This window comes from Achromobacter sp. (assembly GCF_057314935.1).
Genome location: NZ_DBHKZA010000020.1, coordinates 1 through 20,717 on the forward strand (window position 1 = coordinate 1; position 20,717 = coordinate 20,717).

The following is a 20,717-nucleotide window of genomic DNA, read 5'->3' on the forward strand; positions in this document are numbered from 1 at the left end:
GTCACACCCCGCCGTCGGTCATGCGGTACCAGGTCACCACGGCATTGACGTAAAGCCGCCGCAGGCCGTACATCGGAAACGGCACGACCGGCGACAAGGGCAAAGGCAGCGCACCCGCGTCGCCCGTCGCCACGTACTGGGCCATGGCGCGGCCCATGCTGGTCTGCAGCCCTACCCCACGGCCCTGGCAGCCGATGTCCACCAGCAGGCCCGGTTGCGGCTCGTGCAGATGCGGGAGGTAGTCGCGGGTGACAGCGACGCGCCCGCACCAGCGGTACTCGAACGGGATGCCCGCCACCTGCGGGAACAGCTTCAGCATCACCCGTTCCAGGTGCGCCCAGTCTGCCTGCCCCTTGGGTTCGCGGAACGGCCCGCGGCCGCCCATCAGCAGCCGGCCCTGGTGGTCCAGCCGGAAATACAGCAGCAGGTTGCGGGTGTCGGAGCTGACGTGCCCTTCAGGAAGGATGCCCGCGCGCACCGTCTCGGACAATGGCGCTGTGGCCACCTGGAAGGTATTGGCATCGATGATGGACGTCTTCAAGCCGGGCAACAGGTCGCCGCCATAGGCATTGGTGCACATCACCACCCGGTCGGCGCTGACCGTCGCGCCACCGGCGGTCGTCGCCACCCACTTGCCACCGTTACGGGTCAGGCCGGTGACGGGCGTATCCGTATGGATCGTGGCGCCGGCATTCAGCGCGGCGCGCGCCAGCCCGCGCGCATAGCTCAGCGGCTGTACTGCGCCAGCGCGGTGATCGACCCATCCGCCCAGATAGCGGTCCGTGCCCAACAGGCGGCCCACCTGCGCGCGATCCAGGGGTTGCGCGTCCACGCCATGGCGCGCCCATTGCGCCGCGCGGTCGTGCGCAATACGCAGCGCGTCGGCATTGTGGGCGCCCTGGATCCAGCCTTTGCGGACGTGCGGCACATCCATGGCGTGGCGGTCGATCAGGTTGAACACGGCGTCCGCGGTCGAGCCCGCGAACCGCAGCAGCCGTTCGCCCCGCTCCTGGCCGAACATCGATATCAGGGCGTCCGGATCGTATTTCAGTCCCGGAATCACCTGGCCGCCATTGCGGCCCGACCCGCCGAAACCGATCTCGCGCGCTTCCAGCACCACGGCATTGACGCCGCGCTCGGCCAGATGCAGCGCCGTGCTCAGGCCGGCGTAGCCGCCGCCGATGACCAGCACATCGGCCTGCAAGGAGGCGGCAAGCGGCTGGGTAGGCGGAGGCGCCGCCGCGGTCGCTGCCCACAAAGACGGGGAAAGAGGAAACGGCACTTGCTGCATGATGATTCCTTCCTACATGGGATGCAGCACACGGCGCAGGAAATCCTGCGTACGGGGGTGCTGCGGATGGTTCAGAAGCTCTCGGGCGGCGCCCTGCTCGACCATGACGCCGCCGTCGAAGAACATGACGCGGTCAGCGACCTCGCGCGCGAAGCTCATTTCATGCGTCACCACGACCATGGTCATGCCGGCCTCGGCAAGCTTGCGCATCACGCCCAGCACGTCGCCCACCAGTTCGGGATCGAGCGCGGACGTCGGCTCGTCGAACAGGATGGCCTTGGGCTGCATCGCCAGCGCGCGCGCAATCGCCACGCGTTGCTGCTGCCCGCCCGACAACTGGTTCGGATGCGCGTCCGCCTTGTCAGCCAGGCCCACGCTGGCCAACAGTTCGCGGCCGCGTTCCAGCACCTGCGCACGGGGCTCCTTCTTCACGAAGATCGGCCCCTCGATCACGTTTTCCAGCGCGGTGCGGTGCGGGAACAGGTTGAAGCGCTGGAACACCATCGCCACCTGAGTCCGGATGGACACGATGGACGGGGCGTCGGCGTCGACCAGCTCGCCATCGACCGTAATGCGCCCGGCGTTGTAGCGCTCCAGCCCGTTGATGCAACGCAGGATGGTGGATTTGCCGGAACCCGACGGGCCGATCACGCACACGACTTCGCCCTTGGTGACTTCGGCGTCGATGCCCTTGAGCACCTCAAGCGGACCGAAGCTTTTGCGGACCCCTTTGAGCTCGATCATTTCGTGGCGCTCCTTTTTTCCAGATGCCTGACCAACAGAATCAGCGGCACGCACATCACCAGGTACATCAGCGCGACCAGCGAGAACACGGTGGCGTTCTTGAAGGTCGACACGGCGATCAGCTTGCCTTGCAAGGCCAGTTCGGCCACCGTGATCGTGGACGCCTGCGACGAATCCTTGAGCATCATGATCATGATGTTGCCGTAAGGCGGCAGCACGATCTTCACGGCTTGCGGCAGCACCACGCGCCGCATCGTCATGCTCCAGCTCATGCCCATCGCCATGGCGGCTTCGATCTGGCCGCGGTCGATCGCCTGGATGCCGGCGCGGAAGTTCTCGGCCTGATAGGCGGAGTACGCCACGCCCAGGCCGATGATGGCGGCCTGCACCGCCGTCAGCGACACCCCCATGTCGGGCATCACGAAGTAGATGTAGAACAGCAGCACGATGATCGGGATGCCGCGCAGCAAGTTGATGATCCCGCCGCTGAGCTTGGACAGGAACGTATTCCCGGAGACCCGCATCAGCGCCCACACCAGCCCCAGCACTGTCGACAACGCGAGCGAACCCAGCGTCACCAGGATCGTCAGCTTCGCCCCTTGCAGCAATATCGGCAGGTACTCCGCCGAATCCTTGAAGAATTCCGTCATGACTCCACCCATCCCGACAAGACAGCCCGCTGGCACGCGGGATGCGCCCGGCCTGCCAGCACGCGGAAAGCGCGCCGGCCGGGCCGATGCAATAACGCTTGGTTGCTTGAGATCAGGCCGGCATCAGGCGCCGGACAAGCCCCACTTTTTCAGGATGGCGTCGATCGCGCCGTCTGCCTTGAGCTTGACCAGCGCCTTGTTGATGCGATCGAGCAAGGCCGAATCTTCCTTGCGCGTCGCGAGACCCAGGCTGCCCATGATGGTCGGCTGATAGGACGACGCCATCTTCAAGTTGGGGTAGTTGCCCTGCGTGAGGATGTAGGCCGCGATGGGGAAGTCCATGAAACCGCCCTGGATGCGGCCGGCGTTGGCGTCGCGCATCATGTCGGGCGGATTGTCATAGAGCTTCACTTCCTTGAACATGCCGCTTTTCTGGATCGGCTCGACAAACGCGGTGCCGACCTGCACGCCGACCGTCATGCCCTTCATGTCGGCGAAGGACTTGTATTCCTTGCTGTCGGTCTTCAGCACCATCAGCCCTTCGCCATAGCGGTATACGGGGTCCGAAAAGCTGACGACCTGCTGCCGCTGCGGCGTGATGAACATGGCCGCCGACACGATGTCGATGCGCTTGGAGGTCAGCGAGCCGATCAGCGCCGAGAACGCCATGGGCTCGATCTGCACTTCGAATCCCGCCTCTTTGCCGACCGCCTTCACGATGTCGACCATCACCCCTTCGATACTGTTGGTCTTGGTGTCGAGAAAGGTGAAGGGACTGCCGGTGGGTGTGGACCCCACTTTCAACACCGTCTGGGCGTGCGCGCCCGCGGCCATGGACAATGCTGCGAATACCGAGACAACCAGAGTCTTGAATTTCATGACATATCCTCATCGTGGCAAAGAAGGCCGGACAGCGCGCGGCGCGCCCGGTGGCGCGGCGATCCCCTGAGTCATTGCGCCGTGATGGAAGCAATGCGCTTAGGGCGCCTGTTGCGTGTCGTCCCCCGCAGGTTGAGTGATGTTGGAGATGGCCCAGATGACCTCGGTCGTCTGCGACCCGGGATTGCGCCAGCGACGCGGCGTGCTGCTGGCATAGCAAAAACTGTCGCCCTCATTGAGGAGCATGACTCGGTCGCCCACCCACAACTCCAGCGAGCCCTTGAGCACCACGCCGATCTGCTCGCCCTGCCCCGTCACGAAGAGCTCCTGACCGGTCGAGCCGCCGGGCTCGATGGTGGCGCGGCACAGGTCCATGCTGCGGCACGCCGGCGGCGTGTACATCTCTTTGCTGATGCCTTTTTCGCTTAGATCGATATAGCGGTGGGTGCCCGCGCGGGCGACTCGGCCGCCGTCCTCGCTTTGCGTGTGCTCGGCGTTGCGCAACAGCGAATTCACGGACACGTTGAATTCGCGGGCCAATACGTGCAGGACCTTTACCGACGCAGAACTCAAGCCGCGTTCGATCTGGCTCAACAAGCCCAGCGACATGCCGCAAGCGCGGGCGACTTCTGCCAGCGAACGCCCTTGCTGCTTGCGCAGCTGGCGCAGTTGCTGACCCAGCCACAGGTCCACGGCGGATTCCGGCCTGCCCGCCAGCGCGCTTGCCGGTGGCGGCAAGGCAGCGCGGCGCTCAGGGCTGGAACGGCCAGTAGAGGATCGAGTCATATGAAAATTTCATTTGCATGTAATTTTCAATACTAAGGAGCAGCCGAAACGGCCACAACCTAGGAACATCCCTAGCGGTTGCGGACCGGATCAGGCAGGGAGACCGCTACTCAGGACGCCTCAGGCGTCTTGGGCGGCTGGGGCGGCTTGGCCGACGGTTTGCGCCGGCGTTTGGGCGCGTCGGCAGCGGGGTCGTACGTGCCGGCCAATTCGGCCAGGTAGCGTTCGTCGGCCTTGTTCAGCCAGCCTTTGGCGCGGGCAGATTCGATCAGCTCCGGACGCCGGGCGGCCGTCAGCGCGAGCGAGCGCTCGCGCCGCCAGCGGGCGATGTTGGCGTGATGGCCGCTTAGCAGCGGCGCGGGCACGGATTCGCCCTCATAGACTTCGGGCCGCGTGTAATGCGGGCTGTCCAGCAAGCCGGACAAGGTGTCATTGAACGAATCCTGCAAGGCGGAATCGCCATCGTTCAGCACGCCGGGCAAGAGGCGCACGGCGGCGTCGATCACCGCCAGGGCGGCGATCTCTCCGCCGGACAGCACGAAGTCGCCCAGCGAGATCTCATGCGTGACGCAGCGTTCAATGAAACGCTGGTCCACGCCTTCGTAGCGGCCGCAAATCAGGATGATCCCGTCGCTTGCGGCCAATGTTTCGGCGCCCGCTTGATCGTAGCGCCGGCCCACAGGCGCCAACAGCGCCACGGGCGCAGGGCCCAGGCCTTGCGCGGCACGCGCTTGCTGGGCGGCATTGACAGCGGCTTCCAAAGGCGCCGCCATCATTACCATTCCGGGGCCGCCGCCATAAGGGCGGTCGTCCACGGTGCGATGGACGTCCTGCGTGAAATCACGGGGATTCCAGGCGTGCAAGGACCACCGGCCCTGGGCATGCGCCCGGCCGGTGACACCCAGATCGCGCACCACCCCGAACATTTCGGGAAAGAGCGTAATGACGTCAAATCGCATCAAAGATCCGCCGGCCAGTCGCTGTCTATGCGGCGAGCAGCCAAATCGACGGCGTGTATGTGCGCGCGTACGAACGGAACAAGCATTTCGGCGGGTCGGCCTTTGGCGTTCAGGATAGGCTCGGGCCCTTCGGCCCCCACCTTCTGGCACAAGACCTTCAAAACGGCGTGAGCGCCGTTATCAAGGACTTCGTCCACCACGCCAATCAGCGCGGGTTCACCGGCGGCGCTGGTATACAGCGAACATCCGATGAGGTCGACCCAGTAGTATTCGTCTTCCTTGGGCGCGGGAAAAGAACCGCGCGGCGCTTGCACGGCGTATCCGCGCAAGGCTTCCGCCTGATCGCGATCCGCAATGCCTGCCAGCTGGGCCACCACGGTGGCGCCCTGCGAACGGACTTGCAGAACCTTGATTGCGACAGGCGCAGACGCGACAGCGCCCCGCGCCAATTCAGGCACAGGGCGAGTCAACCACCATTGAGACGCTGAGAGCAGCACTTCGGCATTGGCCGAATGTGGCTGCACCTTAACCCAGCCTTTCACACCGTAGGCTGCACTGATGCGGCCCAGCTCGATCAAATCCGTAGGCGCCGCGTTAGAGGTTGCGGCATCAGACATGTATCGCGCTCTTCGTAATGATGAAACAGCTAAGAATGGTAGCTTTACAGCTGAACTAACGGCTGGCTGTACGACGCAGGCAATTAAGCTGCGGCGGAAACCTTGGCCGAGTAGTCCTTGACCAGACGCTCGACAGCGGGCGACAGTTGCGCGCCAGTGCCGGTCCAGTACTGCACGCGATCCAGCGCAATGCGCAGGTTTTCCGTGCCTTCGCTAGCTACGGGGTTGTAGAAACCCACGCGCTCGATGAAGCGGCCGTCGCGACGGTTACGCGAATCGGTGGCCACCAGGTTGTAAAACGGACGCTTCTTGGACCCACCGCGGGCCAGGCGAATCACCACCATAGGTAATCCCTTGAATTAGTTGTGAAAAACGGGAAATTCTAGCACTTAAACAAGCCGGCTGGCAAATGCAGGTGCTGAATCAGTCGTGGCGGCGCAATTTGTATCCTAAAACACCACATCCGGGTATTCTACAAATACGGGCCGGAGCCCGCCGCAGGTGAAAGTGTAGCCCCCAGCCGCGCTTCGCGTCTGCATTTGTGCGGTTGAACCTGAGTGCGTGTGAAGAATAACCCGATTGGAGAGATCGGTTTTATGTCGACCTGCGCAAGACCTGACGATTTGCTCCCCCCGGCTACGCCACTATGGCGCCGCCCTTCTGCTGCTTTCAAGCCCTCGTCCTGAGGGCGGACCATCCCCTTTTTTCCTGCCCCGGCTTTCCCCGCGTTTTTTCCGTGTTTTTTCCCAACACTTCCTCTATTGGAGAGGTGCCACACCATGAAGAACCAGAAATCCGTCTTCGCCCCCGTCGCGCGCCTTGCTCTGACCGGCCTATTGCTGGGCACGCTGGCGATGCCGCTTGCGGCCTCCGCCCGTGTCGTCGGCGCGGCATTGACCACCGCTTCGGGCAAGGTCACGGCTGTCGACCCTGCCACCCGCACCATCACGCTGCAAGGCGCCAACGGTAATACCGTGGACGTGCTGGCGGGCCCGGAAGTCCGCAATTTCCAACAGATCAAACCGGGCGACACGCTGACACTGGACTATTACGAGTCCGTCGCGGTCGATGTGCGTCCCGCCGGTTCGGGCGCCCCTGAAGTGGTGACCGAGACCGCGGCCAACCGCAGCGCCAAGGGCGCCAAGCCGGGCGGCGCAATGGGCCGCCAGACGACGATCACCGCCGAGATCTGGCACATCAACAAAAGCGCCAACCTGGTCACGCTGAAAGGCCCGCAGGGCGGCATGCGCACGATCCAGGTAAAGGACCCCGCCCTGCAAGCGCGTCTGCAGCAGCTCAAGGAAGGCGACCTGGTGGACTTCACCATCACCCAGGCCGTCGCGGCGGCCATCCACAAGTAAGCACGCCGACGCACACGAAAAAAGGCCCGCGGGAAGCGGGCCTTTTCGTTGGCGCAGGGGCGGACGGCATCAAGCCGCGCCCCGCAGGAAAGCTCAGCGCCGGCGCAGGTAATGCACGCCGCGGCCGTCATCCTCTTGCTGCAAGACCAGCGCGTTGCCGGTTTGCCGAGCAAAAGCCTGGAAGTCGCGGATGGCGTTGCGGTCCGTCGTAATGACGCGCAAGACCTCGCCGCTGGCCATCTGCGCCAAGGCCTTCTTGGCGCGCAGGATGGGCAACGGGCAAGTCAGGCCGCTGGCATCCACTTCCTGTTCGAAAGCAGGCGCTTGCGCGCACGCATCGAGGCCGGTATCCGCGCCGCCCATCAGAGACGCTCGTCCACCCACTTCTGCACCCCGGCAATCGCCGCGGGCAAGGCTGCGAGGTCGGTGCCGCCGCCCATGGCCATGTCGGGGCGGCCGCCGCCCTTGCCGCCCACCTGGCTGGCCACGAAGCCCACCAGGTCGCCGGCCTTGATGCGGTCCGTCAGGTCAGCCGTGACGCCACCCACCACGCTGATCTTGCCGTCGGCAGAGCCGGTGGCAAGCAGCACGACGGCCGGCTTCAGGCGGTCTTTCAGGTTGTCGACCATGCCGCGCAAGGCCTTCGGGTCCACGTCGCCGATACTGGCGGCCAGGACCTTGATGCCCTTGACGTCCACCGCGGCGCTGGTGGCGAGGTCGTTGCCTGCGCTGGCGGCCAGCTTGTTGCGCGATTGCTCCAGGTCTTTTTCCAGCGCCTTGACCTGATCCTGCACCTGCGCGATGCGGGCCGGCACATCGGCCGGCGTGCTGCGCAGCATGCCCGCGATCTGGGTCAGCAAGGCGTTCTGGTTCTGCACCCAGGCCAGCGCGTTGTCGCCGGTGATGGCCTCGATACGGCGCACACCCGCGGCCACGCCGCCTTCGGAAACGATCTTGAACAGGCCGATATCGCCCGTGCGGCTGACGTGCGTGCCGCCGCAGAGTTCGCGCGAGAAGCCGATATCCAGCACCCGCACCGTATCGCCGTACTTTTCGCCGAACAGCGCCATGGCGCCGCCCTTGACCGCATCGTCGTAGGCCATGACCTGGGCCACGGTGGGCTGGTTGGCCAGCACTTCGGCATTGACGATGGCCTCGACGCGCGCGATCTGCTCGGCGGTCATGGGCGCGTCCTGCGCGAAGTCGAAGCGGGTCTTGTCGGCGTCCACCAGCGAGCCACGCTGTTGCACGTGCGCGCCCAGCACCTGGCGCAAGGCCTTGTGCATCAGGTGGGTGGCCGAGTGGTTGCGGACCGTACGAGCGCGGCGGACCGCGTCAACACGAGCCAGCAGGGTGTCACCCACCGACAGCGAACCGGATTCCAGCACGCCATGGTGGCCGAAAACACCGGCCTGGATCTTCAGGGTGTCGGCGACGACGAAGCGCACGCCGTCCGCTTCCAGCAGGCCGGTGTCGCCGACCTGGCCGCCCGACTCCGCATAGAACGGAGTGGCGTCCAGCACGACCACGGCGCCTTGGCCAGCCTTCACTTCCTGCACCTGCGTGCCGTCCACGTACAAGGCGGTGACCTTGACGTTGTCCAGCTCCAGCTTTTCGTAGCCTTCGAAGCGCGTTTCGGCGCCTTCGTAGCTGAGGCCTTCGGCCATCTTGAACTTGCCGGCGGCGCGAGCCTGGTCGCGCTGGCGTTCCATGGCGACCTCGAAGCCGGCCATGTCGATCTCGACTTCGCGTTCGCGGCAGATGTCGGCGGTCAGGTCTACCGGGAAACCGTAGGTGTCGTAGAGCGTGAACAGCGTGTTGCCGTCCAGCACGCCACCCTTGGCCACGTTGGCAAGCGCCGTGTCCAGGATGCGCATGCCGTGTTCCAGCGTTTCGCCGAAACGCTCTTCTTCCTGCTTGAGCACCTGGGCCACGCGGTCGGCCATGGCGGCCAGTTCCGGATAGGCTTCGCCCATTTCGGCGACCAGATCCGGCACCAGACGGTGGAAGAACGGCTTGGTCTGGCCCAGCTTGTAGCCGTGGCGCAGCGCGCGGCGCACGATGCGGCGCAGCACGTAGCCGCGGCCCTCGTTGCTGGGAATCACGCCGTCCACGATCAGGAACGAGCAGGCGCGGATGTGGTCCGCGATGACCTTGAGCGAATTGTTTTCCAGGTCTTTGATGCCGGTTTCGCGAGCGGCGGCGTGGATCAGTTTCTGGAAAAGGTCGATTTCGTAGTTGGAGTGCACGCCCTGCAGGACGGCGGCAATACGCTCCAGGCCCATGCCGGTATCGACACAGGGGCGCGGCAGGCGCGGCATGTTGCCGGCGGCGTCGCGCTCGAATTGCATGAACACCAGGTTCCAGATCTCGATGTAGCGGTCGCCGTCTTCCTCGGGCGATCCCGGGGGGCCGCCCCAGATCTCCGGGCCGTGGTCGAAGAAGATTTCCGAGCACGGACCGCACGGGCCGGTGTCGGCCATCTGCCAGAAGTTGTCGGAGGCGTAGCGCGCGCCCTTGTTGTCGCCGATGCGGATGATGCGCTCGGTCGGCACGCCGACTTCCTTGGCCCAGATGTCATAGGCCTCGTCGTCTTCCTGGTACACGGTGACCCAGAGCTTTTCGGCCGGCAGCTTGTAGACCTGCGTCAGCAGTTCCCAGGCGTACTGGATGGCGTCACGCTTGAAGTAGTCGCCGAAGCTGAAGTTGCCCAGCATTTCGAAGAACGTATGGTGGCGGGCGGTGTAGCCCACGTTCTCCAGGTCGTTGTGCTTGCCGCCGGCGCGCACGCTGCGCTGCGAGGACGTGGCGCGCGTGTACGACCGCGATTCCTTGCCGGTGAAGACGTCCTTGAACTGGACCATGCCCGAATTGGTGAAGAGCAGGGTCGGGTCGTTGCCGGGGACGAGCGACGACGAAGGAACAATGGTGTGCCCCTTCGACTGGAAGAATTGCAGGAACTGGCGGCGAATCTCAGAGGATTTCATCGTGGATGACGCAGGATTTAGGCGAATCTTTGATTATAGAGGGTTGGCGGAAAAGCGCGGAACGGGCGGGCGGCAAGGCTAGCGGACGCAGACATAGCCGGTTGTCCAGCCCTCGGTTTCGGTCCATTTCCCGCCCGCCGACACGATAACGGGCTGGTAGGCCGCGGGACACGAACAATTCCCCGTCCGCGGATTCGCCGTCGATTGGCCCGTGTAATGCCGGCATCCGAACCGGTTGTTGGTACTGAATGCGCCGCCGAATCCGCTGCTGGCGGGTTGCCACACGCCGGATTGGCACGCCAGCAGCTCGCCGGCGTCCGTGCTGGCCATGGTGCCGTTGGCCAGGCCGCACGCATGCCCTGGCTGGCCGCGCGCGCCCACGCGCAGGTAGGCGCCCGCCGCCACGGAGGCCGCAACGGTCAACGACCCGGCAAGCACGGGATCGCGCGCATCGCCAATGCGGACAAATGGCTCCAGATCAGGAAAGGCCGGGACGGGATCCGCCCCGAGTTCGGGCCCCGCCCCCGCCCAAAGCGCCACCGTGCCGGGCGCGTAGGCTGGCGCGCCAGGCATCAGCGGATTGCCGAAGTTGAAGGCGGCGCCCCGGGCCTGCCCTGGCGTTTCGGGCCAGACGGCCCCGCCATAGCCCCCCGCAGCCTCGATGACGGACGCCAGGCCCACCAGGTCAGGCGACCGCGCCCCCCGTTTCAACACCGGGGTGGCGCTGTAGACCAGGGCATCGATCCGGCACCGCTCGCCGGGGCAGTCCCCTCCCCGCAGCACCCGGACCTGCGCGCCGAAACCCAGGGCCGACGTTTCAGGGAAGTCGCCCGGCAGGTGCGCCAGGCTGCGCAATTCCGCCACCGTGGGCGATAGCGGATCCGCGAACAGCGCGGCGCCCGCATCGTCCAGGGGTGCCGCGCCGTTGGCCCAGGCGTCAAAATGACGTGCAAGCATGCCGGCGGCCGCCAGCCGGACCTGCGCCATCCACACGCCCGCCGAGCGCGCCGCCGCATCCTCGATCCGTTGGACAAGCTGATTGGAAGCCCAAAGGGCGACCAGGGAGCTCAACGCCAAGGCCAGCGCCAAACCCGCCAATGAAAAGCCGCCCTGGCGCCCGGAGCGGGCCGCAGCGCAGTGGGGCAGGCAGCGGCGCCTCATCGAGCGGTAAACACGAAAGTGTTGACCTCACCCTGGCCGCATAGGGCCTGGGCTTGCGCGGCGCGGTACGGCACCGCGGGCGTCGCTAGCGTGTCTTTCACGATTTTGGCGCCGCCACTGCCTCCGATCGATATGGTTTCCGAGACGCGCTGCATCACGGAAGCCAGCGCCGGGCAGGCGGCATGGCTGACGTTGGTGAGCGTGAGGGTGAACGCGGAGCCCAGCCCTGCGCCGCCCCACGCCGCGGCAGCGACCTCGACGACCCCGCTGCGGCCCGATCCGCTACCGCCCAAGCCATGCGTGATGCGCGCCGAGGCCCCAGCGCCTTGGACGGCCAGCACGCTGGAGTCGCGCATGGCATTGGCCAAGGCGCCGGTATCCAGCCCGGTATAGGGCGTGACGCCCCCGCCCTGGGCATTGATCTTCATGCTGGCGACAAAGCGCTGAAGCTCTTCGCCGACCTTGGGCACCTTGTTTTCGATGACATAGGCCCCGATCGCAGGAATGCCTACGATCGCTATCAGCAGGACGACGGCGGTCACGATGGACACCTCCATCAAGGAAAACCCCCGCTGGCGCGCGGCGCCGGAATGGACCTGATTGACCTGGTGCATCATTACCTCCGTTACGTGAACAGGACACGCATGCGCCTCTGGGCACGCATGCGCGTGACAACGCTATTGGCTTGCGTAAAAGTTGGTGAGGGCCCGGCGCAACTCATCCATGACGGCGTAGTGCCAGAGCGTGACGCCAAGCACGGTCGCCAACGACGCGATCAGCAGCACCCAGCGCAACGCGGCCGCCTGCCGCCGGACCCTGGACAGCAGGCGCGCTTCGACGCGATGGCGGACCTGCGCCAGTCCGGCCTCCAGCCCAAGTGCATCGGTCATGTCGGCCAGGTACCACCACGTTTGCTCGTCCAGCAGCCCCGTGCTGAATATCTCGGCCCCCCTGGCGCCGCCGTCCAGACGGCTCAACATGGATTGAAGATGCGCATGCATCCACGGCCGCGCGTCCCGCGTCTGGACCGCCAACGCGTGGCGCAAGCGGGTATCGGCCGCGCCGTGCTGCCGGACCAGCACCGACAGCAGGCAAAGAAAGCGGATCGCCTGAAAATCGCGGTAGAGCCGCCACAGCAGCCAGCGGTCGAGTCCGGAGCGCCATGCGCCTGTGACGTTCGGCAGCGACCATAAGCTCAGCAGGACCATGCCCACGCCAAGCACCAGCCACAACAGCAGCCATTGCCGCAACACCTGGGCCAAGGCAAACAATCCGCGCGTCAAACGCCCGTAGTCTTCGGCAGGCACCATCTGGAAAACCTGCTGCAAGCGCGGCACGCTGAAAAACGGGATCGCGCACAACAAGGCGAGCGCCACGACCGCTGCCGCCACGCCTGCCGCCCCCGCCGACACCACGGCTACCCAAGCATCGCCGCCCAATCGGACTGCTCGGGCCAAGTCGCGCAGCGCCTCGGCCAGATCGCCGCCCTCTTCCTGGACGCAGCTCAGCACAAGGCATTCTTCGGCGGGCAGCGTGCCGGACCAGGCCACGCCGAGGTCGCCCCCCGCCTCCAGGTAGGCGGCGGCCCAGTAGCGCGACAGGCGCCCCCTCACGGTGCGCCGCCCGTAGCGGCGCGCATCGTCATCGAAAATGTCGCGCAAGCTCTTGCGCCCTTGCGTTCCCTCGACCAGATCCGCCAGATACTCGTAGTAGTCCGCACGCAGGGCTCGGAAGCGCAGCGCATCCAGGCGCAGAAAAAGGGGGATCACGCCGGCCTACCCTGCGCGCCATGCGCCCCGGCAGGCTTCATGCGCACGGTGTGCGGCGACACGGCAAGGTCGAAACGCCGCAGCAATACCCGAGGGTCCACGTCGCCAGCACTCACTTTGTGCAATGCGCAGTGCAGCGCCCGCAAGCCGGCCCCCCGCGCATCGCGCCAGCCGCCGGCAGCACGCTGCCCGTCTTCCCCCTGCGCAAGCGCCTGGTTGTCGCGCTTGCGCACGCGTTCCAGGAAACCGTCCACACGCTCAGGCTCGATCAATTCCGCCGCGACACAGCGCCCTGCCGTCCCGTTGAGCTCCGGCAAATGGGGCCGGCGGCAAGCGGCGCACCCCGCCGTATTCCTGACCTTGAGCGCGTCGGCTTCCAGCAGGTAGGTCCGCCGCAGCCAGGCAGCCCAGGCCCGCCAATCCAGCGATCCATCGGATGCTTGTGCATGCCCCCGCCACAAGCTGTCCATCGGCAAGGCGCAGGCTGCGCACAAGCGGGGCAACAGCGCCTGATAGACCAGCAGCTTCAGAATGCCGGGCGTGGCAAGAAAATCGCGCGACACGCCGATCGCATCCGAGGCCAGGCGCTCGGGAATCAAGGCCGCCGCGCCCGCGTGCGTGGTGGCATACAGGCTGACGCCCGAGCCGGCAAGATCCATGAAAGCGCGGCCGGTATCGGCATCGCGGATTTCTCCGATCAGCAGATCGTTCATGGCCGAGCGCTTGATGGTCTTGAGCTTGGCATCGAACGCCGGCCACGCGGATTCGGCCAATGCGCTGCCCAGCGTGTTCTGCAAGGCATTGGCGATGACGTATTCGACCGGGTCTTCCAGCGTGATGACTTTGCGGGTGGACGCGATGCCACGCATGAGCGTGGCAATGGTGGTCGACTTGCCAGACCCGACGACGCCCGCCAGCACGATGGCGCCCCCTTCGCGTTCGCGCGCACGCAGCAAGGTCTCGATCTGCTCAGGCAAGTAGCCCAACGCATGCAGGTCGCCACCCGCTGTGGCGTCCAGACGCAAAATGCGCAGGCAGACCGACGGCCCCGCATCGGTGGCCAGAGACGCCCAGCGAAGCACCAGCGGCACGGCATCCACGTCAAGCGCGATGCGCCCCTGCTGCTCGAGCGCCGGATCGAACACGGCGCCATTGCCGCCGCGCACGTCCATCCACGCCACCGCCAACACCTCCAGCAGCGTCGTGTTGGACAAGCCAGAGAAGCGCTCGGTGGTGACGTATTCCCCATTGATGGTGTAGCGGATGTCGCAAGCCTCGCGGCGGCGATTCACATTGATGTGCACATCGCTCGCGCCCTGCGTCACGCCCCACCGCACGATATCCAGAAAGAGCGCGGCCAGCGCGGAGGCACGCTCGGTTTGCCGCCCCCCGCCGCGCGACGAACGGCCTGCCGCCGTCAATTGCCCGCGCGCGACCATCAGCAACAAGGGCGCCGGCAGCGCATACCGGGACGGTTGCGCCAAGCGGTATCCGCCCGCACGCACCAGGCGCTCGACCTCGTCGATGGGATCGCCCTGGATGTATTCCCTGACGGCAAAGATGGCCGCATCGCCGCTTTCCAGCAGCACGGGACACAAGCGGCCGGCCAACGAGGCCAGGTCGAATTCCCGGGTCAAGGCGCGGGCAAAGGCAGGCACCAGGCGGGAAATGTCGTCGGCGGTATGCAATTCGCGGGGCAGCAGGGCTTGCGCCGGTGTCGATGGGCGATTCATGGCTCCGCCCTTCCCGCCGCCAGGCAGGCGATATGGTCTGCGGCATCCCGGCGCAAGCGCACGCAAGCGCCTTCGATGGCAAGCAGCTGGTAGGTGCCTGCCGAGACCTCCCCCGCGACGGGCGCGGCGCGGCCTGCCTGGTAGCGCAGCAACGCGCCGTTGACGACAACGTCGGCGCTAAGCCGCCTGGCCAGCCCGAATATCGCGGCCACGCGGATATCGTCCCGCGGTCGGGCCATGGGCTCCCCCGCCGCGGCGGACGCCGCACCGGCGAGGCAAATGCCGGGGATCCGGCAATCGGCCAGCGCGGCGGCGGCATCGGCGCGCAACAGCGTGCGCACCGTTTCCACTTCCGGCCATTCCTGCGCGGCATCGGACTGCGGCGGCGATGCCTGCGACGCCACGGCCGGCACGGAACCGAAGCCCGCCGCCAGGATCCATGCGACACCGCCCGCGAAGGCCGCGCGGCCTGATGCGAAGTCATTCCTGCTCATACAGTTCTCCGTGCAATTCGGCGACCAGCGTGCTGGCAACCAGGCTGGGCTGGCGTTGCGGCTGCACATCCAGCGTCAGGCGCGACCAACGCACAGCCGGAAGCGGCCCAGGCAACAATGCGAATGAACGCAATGGCCCGGCCATACGCAACGCGCGGCGCCGGATGGCCGGCGGGGCGGGCGCCTGGAACGCGGACGGTTCCGTCGCGGGCGGTGGCGGTAGCGGCAATGCGACCGCCGGATCCAGTGCGACGGAGGCGAATGCCGGCTGCAAGCGCTGCAGTGCCGCAACCAGTTCGGTATCCACACGCAACGCGCTGGGTAACCGCAACCGGGCCAAGGGCACGGCATCCGCCGAAACCCGCCAGGACAGCGTGGCTTCGTCGAGCGGTTTGAAGGACACTTGCCAGCCGGGAGGCAACCGGGCGTGCAGCAACTGGTTGGTGGCGAAGGAATGCGCTCGGACGTAGCGCGCGGAACAGTTCCAGGCTCTAGGCCCGGCATCGCATTGTGCGTGGCGCAGCGCCCAACCCTGCACCAAGATGGGGAGCCTTCCCACGGCGCCCAGCAAACGCAAAAGATCCGCGGGCGCATGCGCGGGCGTCCCTTCCAGCATTGCCAGATAGGGGGCCACCGGCTCTGCCGTCGCGTGATCAAGCACTTCCGGTTTGCGTGAGAGGACCCACGTCGACAAGCCATTCCATAGCGGTGGCATGGCCGCGGACAACGCCACGCATATCAGGAACAGACGCAAGGCCAGCGGCAGTGCGGCCCACCGGGACGGCAGCGCCGCCAGCCGTGCGCCGGGCTCCACGGCCTGCTGCAACGCGGCCCACACCGTACCCGCATCGTGCTCGGGCAGGGCCGGACGTTGCTCTCGCAAGCGCGCATGCGCATGCAAGGCCTCGCGGTGCGAGGCAAACACCCTGTCCGCCTGCGACAACACGCTGCCGTCCTGCGCCGCGGCCAACCAATAGCGGCCTTCCGGAAGCGGGACCAGGCACAAGCCGCCTTCGGGATACCGCAATGCGTAGAGTTGCGCGGCAGCCTGGATATGCGGCAGGTGCCCCCGCCGAGATGCCTGGGCCTGCGAACCCCGGCGCCAGAACGAACGCGCCCGGCCATAACCCGCCACCGTCGCGGGAGAACCGCCGACGACGAGGTGAGTCGCCCGCAAGCGCCAACCGCGGGCACGGGCCAGCCTGGACACATCGGAGCCGATCAGCACCTGCCAGCTCAGCCCGAAAGCCAGCTTGCGGTCAGCGCCTGCGCAATCGATCAGAAGGAAATGGGGAGCTCGGTTCATGGCGCGCCCTCAATAGCCTTCTTCGACCTGCGCCGTCACCAGGACGAGCGTCGTCTCGCGCTCCTGGGCGGCGCTGTCCTGCCCGCCGGTGATCAGCGGCAAGCCCGGCGCCAGGCGTTGGCGGTCGTGCTGGTCCTGGCTGCGGTCAAAACCGGACAGGATGACGGGCAGACCTGGCCGCAACTCGATCTGCTGCACGGTGCCGTTGCCGTCGATCGTGATTTGCTGGACCTGGATCTGATTGCCGCGCTCTCCGAAAGTGATGGTCTTAAGCGGTTGCGCCACGGCGTTGTCATAGGCGACAGACAAGAGGATCTGTCCGTCTTCCTGGATGTCAGGCAACAGCGTCAGGAACGAACCGACGGTTTCTTCCTTCTGGGTGATCGACACCGCGGGCAGCGAACCATTGGCGCCGCCAGCCGTCGTGCCCGGAACGGCAGTACTCTGCACCCGGTCGATATAGGAAAACGTGGTCCGGATCGCATGGGTGACCGGCCGGCGGTTCAGGGTCAGGACGGGAACCTTGCGGTGACGCACGATCGCGCCCATCGTGCTGAGCGCCGAAACGACCGCGCGCGACCCGTCGAACGGTCCCCGGCCGACACCGGTCTCGAGCATGCCCGCGCCCAGCGGGGCGGCCCCGGGCAAGGCAAGGCGCGCCGATGCGCCTGCGGCGGCGTACAACGCATTCCAATCCACCCCGCCCGACGCCGATTGCTTGAGGATGACGGTGATTTCCTCGAAGACGAGCCGCACACGGCGCGTCATCGCCTTGTTCTCGCGTTCGAGGTAGTGCGCCACGCGTTCCAGGGCCTCGGGCGTGTCCGTCACCACCAGCGACGACGCCCCATCCACGGCGTCCGCGACTAAGCCCGAGCGCGTCAGGAACGGGACGATGCTGGCGCGCAGAACCGCCAACGCGTTGTGCTCCTTCGCGGACAAGGTCGTGTTGGAGGTGCTTTCGAAGCCCTCGCCGTCTTCGCTGCCCGACCGGCCCAAACGCACATCGACCGCACTGGCAAGCGACAGTGCCCGCACATCGAACACGCGGGTTTCTGTGCGGTAGAACTCCAGCGCATCACGCACATAGCGCCAGTGCACCGAAAACCGCGCGGCCAACGCATCCAGCAGATCGGCCAGAGGCAAAGGCCCCTCCCGGACTTCAAGCCGAGTTGGAGATGGCGTTGCCAGCCCGGTATCGACGGCCAGGCGCGGCAGGAACTGTTCAAGCGGGAGCAAGGCGTCGGGCCGCACGCGCACCGGGATGCCGGTGGCGGCGCCCAGGCGTTGGGCCAGGGCGGGAAGGTCTGCCCCGTCGGCCAGCATCAGCGTCGTGGGGACGTTTTCCCGCAACGCAGGCGGCAAGGACACGGCGCGCGCCAGCGGCTGCGGCTTGCCCGCGATCCACGGCGCAGCGACGTCCTGCGCGGCGATGCGCGCCTGGCGGTCCGTCAAGCGATCCGCGAAGGCCTGATGGCGGCTGGCCAGGCCCGCGTGCCGGTCGTTCGCCTCCCGGGTCAGATCCGCCGCGTGGTCCGAAGCCGCGCAACCGCTCAACACCCCACCCACCACCCCGCACGCCACCACGCCCCTCATGCGCCTGATCGTCATGCCCCGCCTCCTTGCAGTGATGCCATGCGAGAGCAGGACTGGGCGAGCGGCACCACGCGCAGCACCTGGTTGCCGTAGAAGCAAGGCTGCAAGGGCTTCTCGGCCAGCTCGGTTGCGCCGAGCAATTCGCGGACGGCGGACTTGAAGTCACCCGAGAAGTCCGCCGACGCGGACAAGGGGATGTCGACGTCCACCGCCCAATGCTGCGGCTGGAACGTCCAACCCGAACTTTCCGCCCAACGCGCCAGCACGGCGCGGAGCGTGGCGTCCGGCGGCGCTGCCCGGAATTGCGGAAGCGGCACGGCAGGCGGCGGGGATATCACAGGTTCCGACGCTGCGACCGCCGCAGGGCCACTGACAGCCAACGGCCCCTCAGCGGCCAACGCGCCGACGCCTGGCATCGGCACCGGCCGGGATTGCGCGGGCGCCGCAGCCATGTTCGCCACGTCGTCCTCACGCTCCGCCCTTGCCGCCAAGCGGCCCCCGCGAAAGCGCAGCATGGCCCACTCCCCTTTCACGACCACATAGGGATGGCGGCGCACATAGGGCAAGGCATGTTCGCCATCGCCCCGCACGCCGAACACGGCGGGCAAGGCCTGGCCCGGCGCGAACTGCAGCCAGACTTCCCTGCCGTTGTCGAACACCTGCACGGGCGCAACCGCGGGATCCCCCGACAGGCGCCAATCAAACCGGAAGCCACCCGCGGCAGGCTCAGACGCCTGCCATGATGCGCCAGGACCGCCATTGGCCGGCCAGCTTGTGCAAGCGCCCAGGCCGGACAGGCTTGCCACCAGGAAGAAAAGTCGAACCATGCCTCACCGCAAGCAAAGGGCGCACCCGAAGCGGTACGCGTGAACGGCATGGTGGACGACGGGCTGGCGCCCCGCCAGACTGGCATGTACGCATGGATGTTTTGATCCTCCCCGCGTCGACGCGATCTGTGGACGAAAAAAAACCCGGTCCTGGGACCGGGTTCTTGCGGGCACAACCGGCAGGCGTCAACGCTGCCGGATCAAGCCACGAGGATCAACGTTGCGTGGCGATGCTGCGCGCTTGAGTCGCCGCATTGTTCAGGGCCGACACGGGCGGCACCTTGCCTTCAAAGGCATCGTTCAGTTGCTGGTTCAGCACGGGCTCGATGCGGTTGTAGTTCGCCATCCGGAAGCCACGGCTGTTGCTGGCCGGACGCGAGCTCATCGAAGCGATCACGGCTTGCGCGCCCGGGATGCTCTTGTAGAACGACACGTCGGACGCGCGGAACGCCGCTTCCGTCAGCGGCAGGAAACCCGTGCGCTGGTGCCATTCGGCGGCGACCACCGGCTTGGAGAGCCAGGCCAGGAACTGCGCGGTGGCCTTTTCTTCGGCCTGCGGACGACCGTCAAGCGCCCACAGCGCAGAGCCACTGACAAACGGCTGGCCGGCGGTCTTGGTGGCCTGATCGTAGTAAGGGACCGGCGCCACGCCGAACGACAGCGACTTGGTGGCCACGAAGGTGCCGAAGGCGCCCGAATTGGCCGTCAGCACGGCGCATTCGCCCTTGGCGAACAGCTTGTCGGCCGAGGCGTCGCCCGTGTGCGCCATGAACAGCAGCGAACGCTTCCAGCTGACCATCAGCGAGATGTGGCGCATGTAGAGCGTGTCGAACTGCATGGCAGGCGCGGCGCTCTTCTTGGTGACTGCGTCCAGTCCGTTGTTGTTGCTGGTGAATTGCTGGCCGTTGATCGGCGCCAGGTTCTCCAGGTGCACGGTGACCTGGTCGCTGGAGGCGTACGGACAATCGATGTCCGCCACGTCGCGCAGCTTCAGCAGTTCGGCTTGCAGGCCGTTCCAGGTACGGGCCGGATTGTTGGGATCGAGGCCCGCCTTCTTGTAGGCGGCGGTGTTGTAGAACATCACCGGCACTTCAGCCATCCAGGGGAAGGCCAGCAGGCGGCCCTTGCCGTCGCGCGTGAAGCTGCTGGTGGCCGGCACGAACCAGTTCAAGTCCTTGATCGGGTACTTGGCCAGCAGTTCGTACATCGGCAGGATGGCCTTGTGCTGGGCCACGACTTCCGGCGAGTGGTTGTCGGTCAGCTGCACCAGATTGGGCGCCTTCTTGGCCTTGACGGCCGTGACGGCCTCTTGCTCAAGCGCGTCCTGCGAGTTGAATCCGCGCAGCTTGACGCTGACCTGGTCCTGCTCTTTGTTGTACTGCTTGGCCAGTTTTTCGAACTCGGCCTTATTCGCGTCCGACAGCGTGTGCCAGACTTGGATTTCCACGGGAGCGGCGTTTGCCACGCCTGCCATTGCCATGGCGGCGCCGAACACCCATGCACGCCGGCTGGCGAACATCGCGCGGGCAACGCCCGCCAATTGCAGATTCTTCATAG

Annotated in this window: 20 protein-coding genes; 1 reads left to right on the forward strand and 19 read right to left on the reverse strand. The window is 66.2% G+C overall.

From position 1 onward, the window contains the following. Position 1: 1 nt before the first annotated feature. The 8 genes from ACO6D5_RS09755 to rpsP all read right to left on the reverse strand — a co-directional run bounded on the left by ACO6D5_RS09755 (position 2) and on the right by rpsP (position 6,270). Entirely contained in the window at positions 2-1,291 is a 1,290-nt protein-coding gene (locus tag ACO6D5_RS09755; RefSeq protein WP_485825246.1) for an NAD(P)/FAD-dependent oxidoreductase, read from the reverse strand. 12 nt (positions 1,292-1,303) lie between these two features. Further along, entirely contained in the window at positions 1,304-2,035 is a 732-nt protein-coding gene (locus ACO6D5_RS09760) for an amino acid ABC transporter ATP-binding protein (protein ID WP_006224000.1), read from the reverse strand. Then, complete coding sequence (locus ACO6D5_RS09765) at positions 2,032-2,685, reverse strand: amino acid ABC transporter permease (protein WP_169270486.1); 654 nt, start codon at positions 2,683-2,685, stop codon at positions 2,032-2,034. Before ACO6D5_RS09765 ends, ACO6D5_RS09760 begins: the two co-directional genes overlap by 4 nt. Positions 2,686-2,808: 123 nt before the next feature. Further along, positions 2,809-3,564, reverse strand: a complete 756-nt coding sequence (locus ACO6D5_RS09770; protein WP_315528428.1) for a transporter substrate-binding domain-containing protein — start codon at positions 3,562-3,564, stop codon at positions 2,809-2,811. Between the two features lie 99 nt (positions 3,565-3,663). After that, positions 3,664-4,350, reverse strand: a complete 687-nt coding sequence (locus tag ACO6D5_RS09775) for a helix-turn-helix domain-containing protein (protein ID WP_315528430.1) — start codon at positions 4,348-4,350, stop codon at positions 3,664-3,666. A gap of 110 nt (positions 4,351-4,460) precedes the next feature. Then, complete coding sequence (gene trmD, locus ACO6D5_RS09780; protein WP_485825247.1) at positions 4,461-5,309, reverse strand: tRNA (guanosine(37)-N1)-methyltransferase TrmD; 849 nt, start codon at positions 5,307-5,309, stop codon at positions 4,461-4,463. Next, positions 5,309-5,926: a ribosome maturation factor RimM gene (gene rimM / locus ACO6D5_RS09785; protein WP_315136705.1), complete on the reverse strand. Its 618-nt coding sequence runs from the start codon at positions 5,924-5,926 to the stop codon at positions 5,309-5,311. The genes trmD and rimM overlap by 1 nt, the downstream gene beginning before the upstream one ends. Before the next feature lie 83 nt (positions 5,927-6,009). Continuing rightward, positions 6,010-6,270 (reverse strand): 30S ribosomal protein S16, encoded by a 261-nt coding sequence (rpsP, locus tag ACO6D5_RS09790; protein ID WP_006224007.1) that lies wholly within the window; start codon positions 6,268-6,270, stop codon positions 6,010-6,012. Between the two features lie 435 nt (positions 6,271-6,705). On the opposite strand from rpsP, the gene ACO6D5_RS09795 reads away from it, so the two are divergent. Then, positions 6,706-7,287 carry a hypothetical protein gene (locus ACO6D5_RS09795; RefSeq protein ID WP_315528436.1) on the forward strand — a complete coding sequence of 194 codons (582 nt, stop codon included), beginning with the start codon at positions 6,706-6,708 and terminating at the stop codon, positions 7,285-7,287. A 93-nt stretch (positions 7,288-7,380) separates the two neighbouring features. On the opposite strand, the gene ACO6D5_RS09800 is transcribed toward ACO6D5_RS09795, so the two are convergent. The 11 genes from ACO6D5_RS09800 to ACO6D5_RS09850 all read right to left on the reverse strand — a co-directional run bounded on the left by ACO6D5_RS09800 (position 7,381) and on the right by ACO6D5_RS09850 (position 20,715). Then, positions 7,381-7,650 carry a sulfurtransferase TusA family protein gene (locus ACO6D5_RS09800; protein WP_485825248.1) on the reverse strand — a complete coding sequence of 90 codons (270 nt, stop codon included), beginning with the start codon at positions 7,648-7,650 and terminating at the stop codon, positions 7,381-7,383. Beyond that, positions 7,650-10,274, reverse strand: coding sequence for an alanine--tRNA ligase (gene alaS / locus ACO6D5_RS09805; RefSeq protein ID WP_485825249.1), 2,625 nt, complete (start codon positions 10,272-10,274; stop codon positions 7,650-7,652). The genes ACO6D5_RS09800 and alaS overlap by 1 nt, the downstream gene beginning before the upstream one ends. 78 nt (positions 10,275-10,352) lie before the next feature. Next, on the reverse strand, positions 10,353-11,351 hold the full coding sequence (locus ACO6D5_RS09810) for a prepilin (RefSeq protein WP_485825250.1): 999 nt from the start codon (positions 11,349-11,351) through the stop codon (positions 10,353-10,355). 80 nt (positions 11,352-11,431) lie between these two features. Then, on the reverse strand, positions 11,432-12,049 hold the full coding sequence (locus tag ACO6D5_RS09815) for a type 4 pilus major pilin (RefSeq protein ID WP_315528519.1): 618 nt from the start codon (positions 12,047-12,049) through the stop codon (positions 11,432-11,434). A 63-nt stretch (positions 12,050-12,112) separates the two neighbouring features. Then, positions 12,113-13,204 carry a hypothetical protein gene (locus ACO6D5_RS09820; RefSeq protein WP_485825251.1) on the reverse strand — a complete coding sequence of 364 codons (1,092 nt, stop codon included), beginning with the start codon at positions 13,202-13,204 and terminating at the stop codon, positions 12,113-12,115. Then, positions 13,201-14,937, reverse strand: coding sequence for an ATPase, T2SS/T4P/T4SS family (locus ACO6D5_RS09825; protein ID WP_485825252.1), 1,737 nt, complete (start codon positions 14,935-14,937; stop codon positions 13,201-13,203). Before ACO6D5_RS09825 ends, ACO6D5_RS09820 begins: the two co-directional genes overlap by 4 nt. Further along, positions 14,934-15,431, reverse strand: coding sequence for a hypothetical protein (locus ACO6D5_RS09830; protein ID WP_485825253.1), 498 nt, complete (start codon positions 15,429-15,431; stop codon positions 14,934-14,936). The genes ACO6D5_RS09825 and ACO6D5_RS09830 overlap by 4 nt, the downstream gene beginning before the upstream one ends. Further along, on the reverse strand, positions 15,418-16,737 hold the full coding sequence (locus tag ACO6D5_RS09835) for a hypothetical protein (protein WP_485825254.1): 1,320 nt from the start codon (positions 16,735-16,737) through the stop codon (positions 15,418-15,420). Before ACO6D5_RS09835 ends, ACO6D5_RS09830 begins: the two co-directional genes overlap by 14 nt. A gap of 9 nt (positions 16,738-16,746) precedes the next feature. Continuing rightward, a complete protein-coding gene (locus ACO6D5_RS09840; protein ID WP_485825255.1) occupies positions 16,747-18,348 on the reverse strand; it encodes a hypothetical protein in 1,602 nt (533 codons plus the stop codon). Further along, the gene (locus ACO6D5_RS09845; RefSeq protein WP_315528452.1) at positions 18,345-19,160 is read right to left on the reverse strand and encodes a TrbG/VirB9 family P-type conjugative transfer protein; all 816 of its coding nucleotides are present in this window, start codon (positions 19,158-19,160) and stop codon (positions 18,345-18,347) included. The genes ACO6D5_RS09840 and ACO6D5_RS09845 overlap by 4 nt, the downstream gene beginning before the upstream one ends. Before the next feature lie 214 nt (positions 19,161-19,374). Further along, on the reverse strand, positions 19,375-20,715 hold the full coding sequence (locus ACO6D5_RS09850) for an extracellular solute-binding protein (RefSeq protein WP_315528453.1): 1,341 nt from the start codon (positions 20,713-20,715) through the stop codon (positions 19,375-19,377). Positions 20,716-20,717: the final 2 nt, after the last annotated feature.

Excerpts from the sequence above, each read along its gene's own strand:
- alaS (WP_485825249.1), bottom strand. The coding sequence starts at position 10,274 with ATGAAATCCTCTGAGATTCGCCGCCAGTTCCTGCAATTCTTCCAGTCG.
- ACO6D5_RS09755 (WP_485825246.1), bottom strand. The coding sequence starts at position 1,291 with ATGCAGCAAGTGCCGTTTCCTCTTTCCCCGTCTTTGTGGGCAGCGACC.
- rpsP (WP_006224007.1), bottom strand. The coding sequence starts at position 6,270 with ATGGTGGTGATTCGCCTGGCCCGCGGTGGGTCCAAGAAGCGTCCGTTT.
- ACO6D5_RS09760 (WP_006224000.1), bottom strand. The coding sequence starts at position 2,035 with ATGATCGAGCTCAAAGGGGTCCGCAAAAGCTTCGGTCCGCTTGAGGTG.
- ACO6D5_RS09845 (WP_315528452.1), bottom strand. The coding sequence starts at position 19,160 with ATGGTTCGACTTTTCTTCCTGGTGGCAAGCCTGTCCGGCCTGGGCGCT.
- ACO6D5_RS09795 (WP_315528436.1), top strand. The coding sequence starts at position 6,706 with ATGAAGAACCAGAAATCCGTCTTCGCCCCCGTCGCGCGCCTTGCTCTG.
- ACO6D5_RS09770 (WP_315528428.1), bottom strand. The coding sequence starts at position 3,564 with ATGAAATTCAAGACTCTGGTTGTCTCGGTATTCGCAGCATTGTCCATG.
- ACO6D5_RS09840 (WP_485825255.1), bottom strand. The coding sequence starts at position 18,348 with ATGACGATCAGGCGCATGAGGGGCGTGGTGGCGTGCGGGGTGGTGGGT.
- ACO6D5_RS09835 (WP_485825254.1), bottom strand. The coding sequence starts at position 16,737 with ATGAACCGAGCTCCCCATTTCCTTCTGATCGATTGCGCAGGCGCTGAC.
- ACO6D5_RS09825 (WP_485825252.1), bottom strand. The coding sequence starts at position 14,937 with ATGAATCGCCCATCGACACCGGCGCAAGCCCTGCTGCCCCGCGAATTG.
- ACO6D5_RS09800 (WP_485825248.1), bottom strand. The coding sequence starts at position 7,650 with ATGGGCGGCGCGGATACCGGCCTCGATGCGTGCGCGCAAGCGCCTGCT.
- rimM (WP_315136705.1), bottom strand. The coding sequence starts at position 5,926 with ATGTCTGATGCCGCAACCTCTAACGCGGCGCCTACGGATTTGATCGAG.
- ACO6D5_RS09830 (WP_485825253.1), bottom strand. The coding sequence starts at position 15,431 with ATGAGCAGGAATGACTTCGCATCAGGCCGCGCGGCCTTCGCGGGCGGT.
- ACO6D5_RS09815 (WP_315528519.1), bottom strand. The coding sequence starts at position 12,049 with ATGCACCAGGTCAATCAGGTCCATTCCGGCGCCGCGCGCCAGCGGGGG.
- ACO6D5_RS09850 (WP_315528453.1), bottom strand. The coding sequence starts at position 20,715 with ATGAAGAATCTGCAATTGGCGGGCGTTGCCCGCGCGATGTTCGCCAGC.
- ACO6D5_RS09765 (WP_169270486.1), bottom strand. The coding sequence starts at position 2,685 with ATGACGGAATTCTTCAAGGATTCGGCGGAGTACCTGCCGATATTGCTG.
- ACO6D5_RS09775 (WP_315528430.1), bottom strand. The coding sequence starts at position 4,350 with ATGACTCGATCCTCTACTGGCCGTTCCAGCCCTGAGCGCCGCGCTGCC.
- trmD (WP_485825247.1), bottom strand. The coding sequence starts at position 5,309 with ATGCGATTTGACGTCATTACGCTCTTTCCCGAAATGTTCGGGGTGGTG.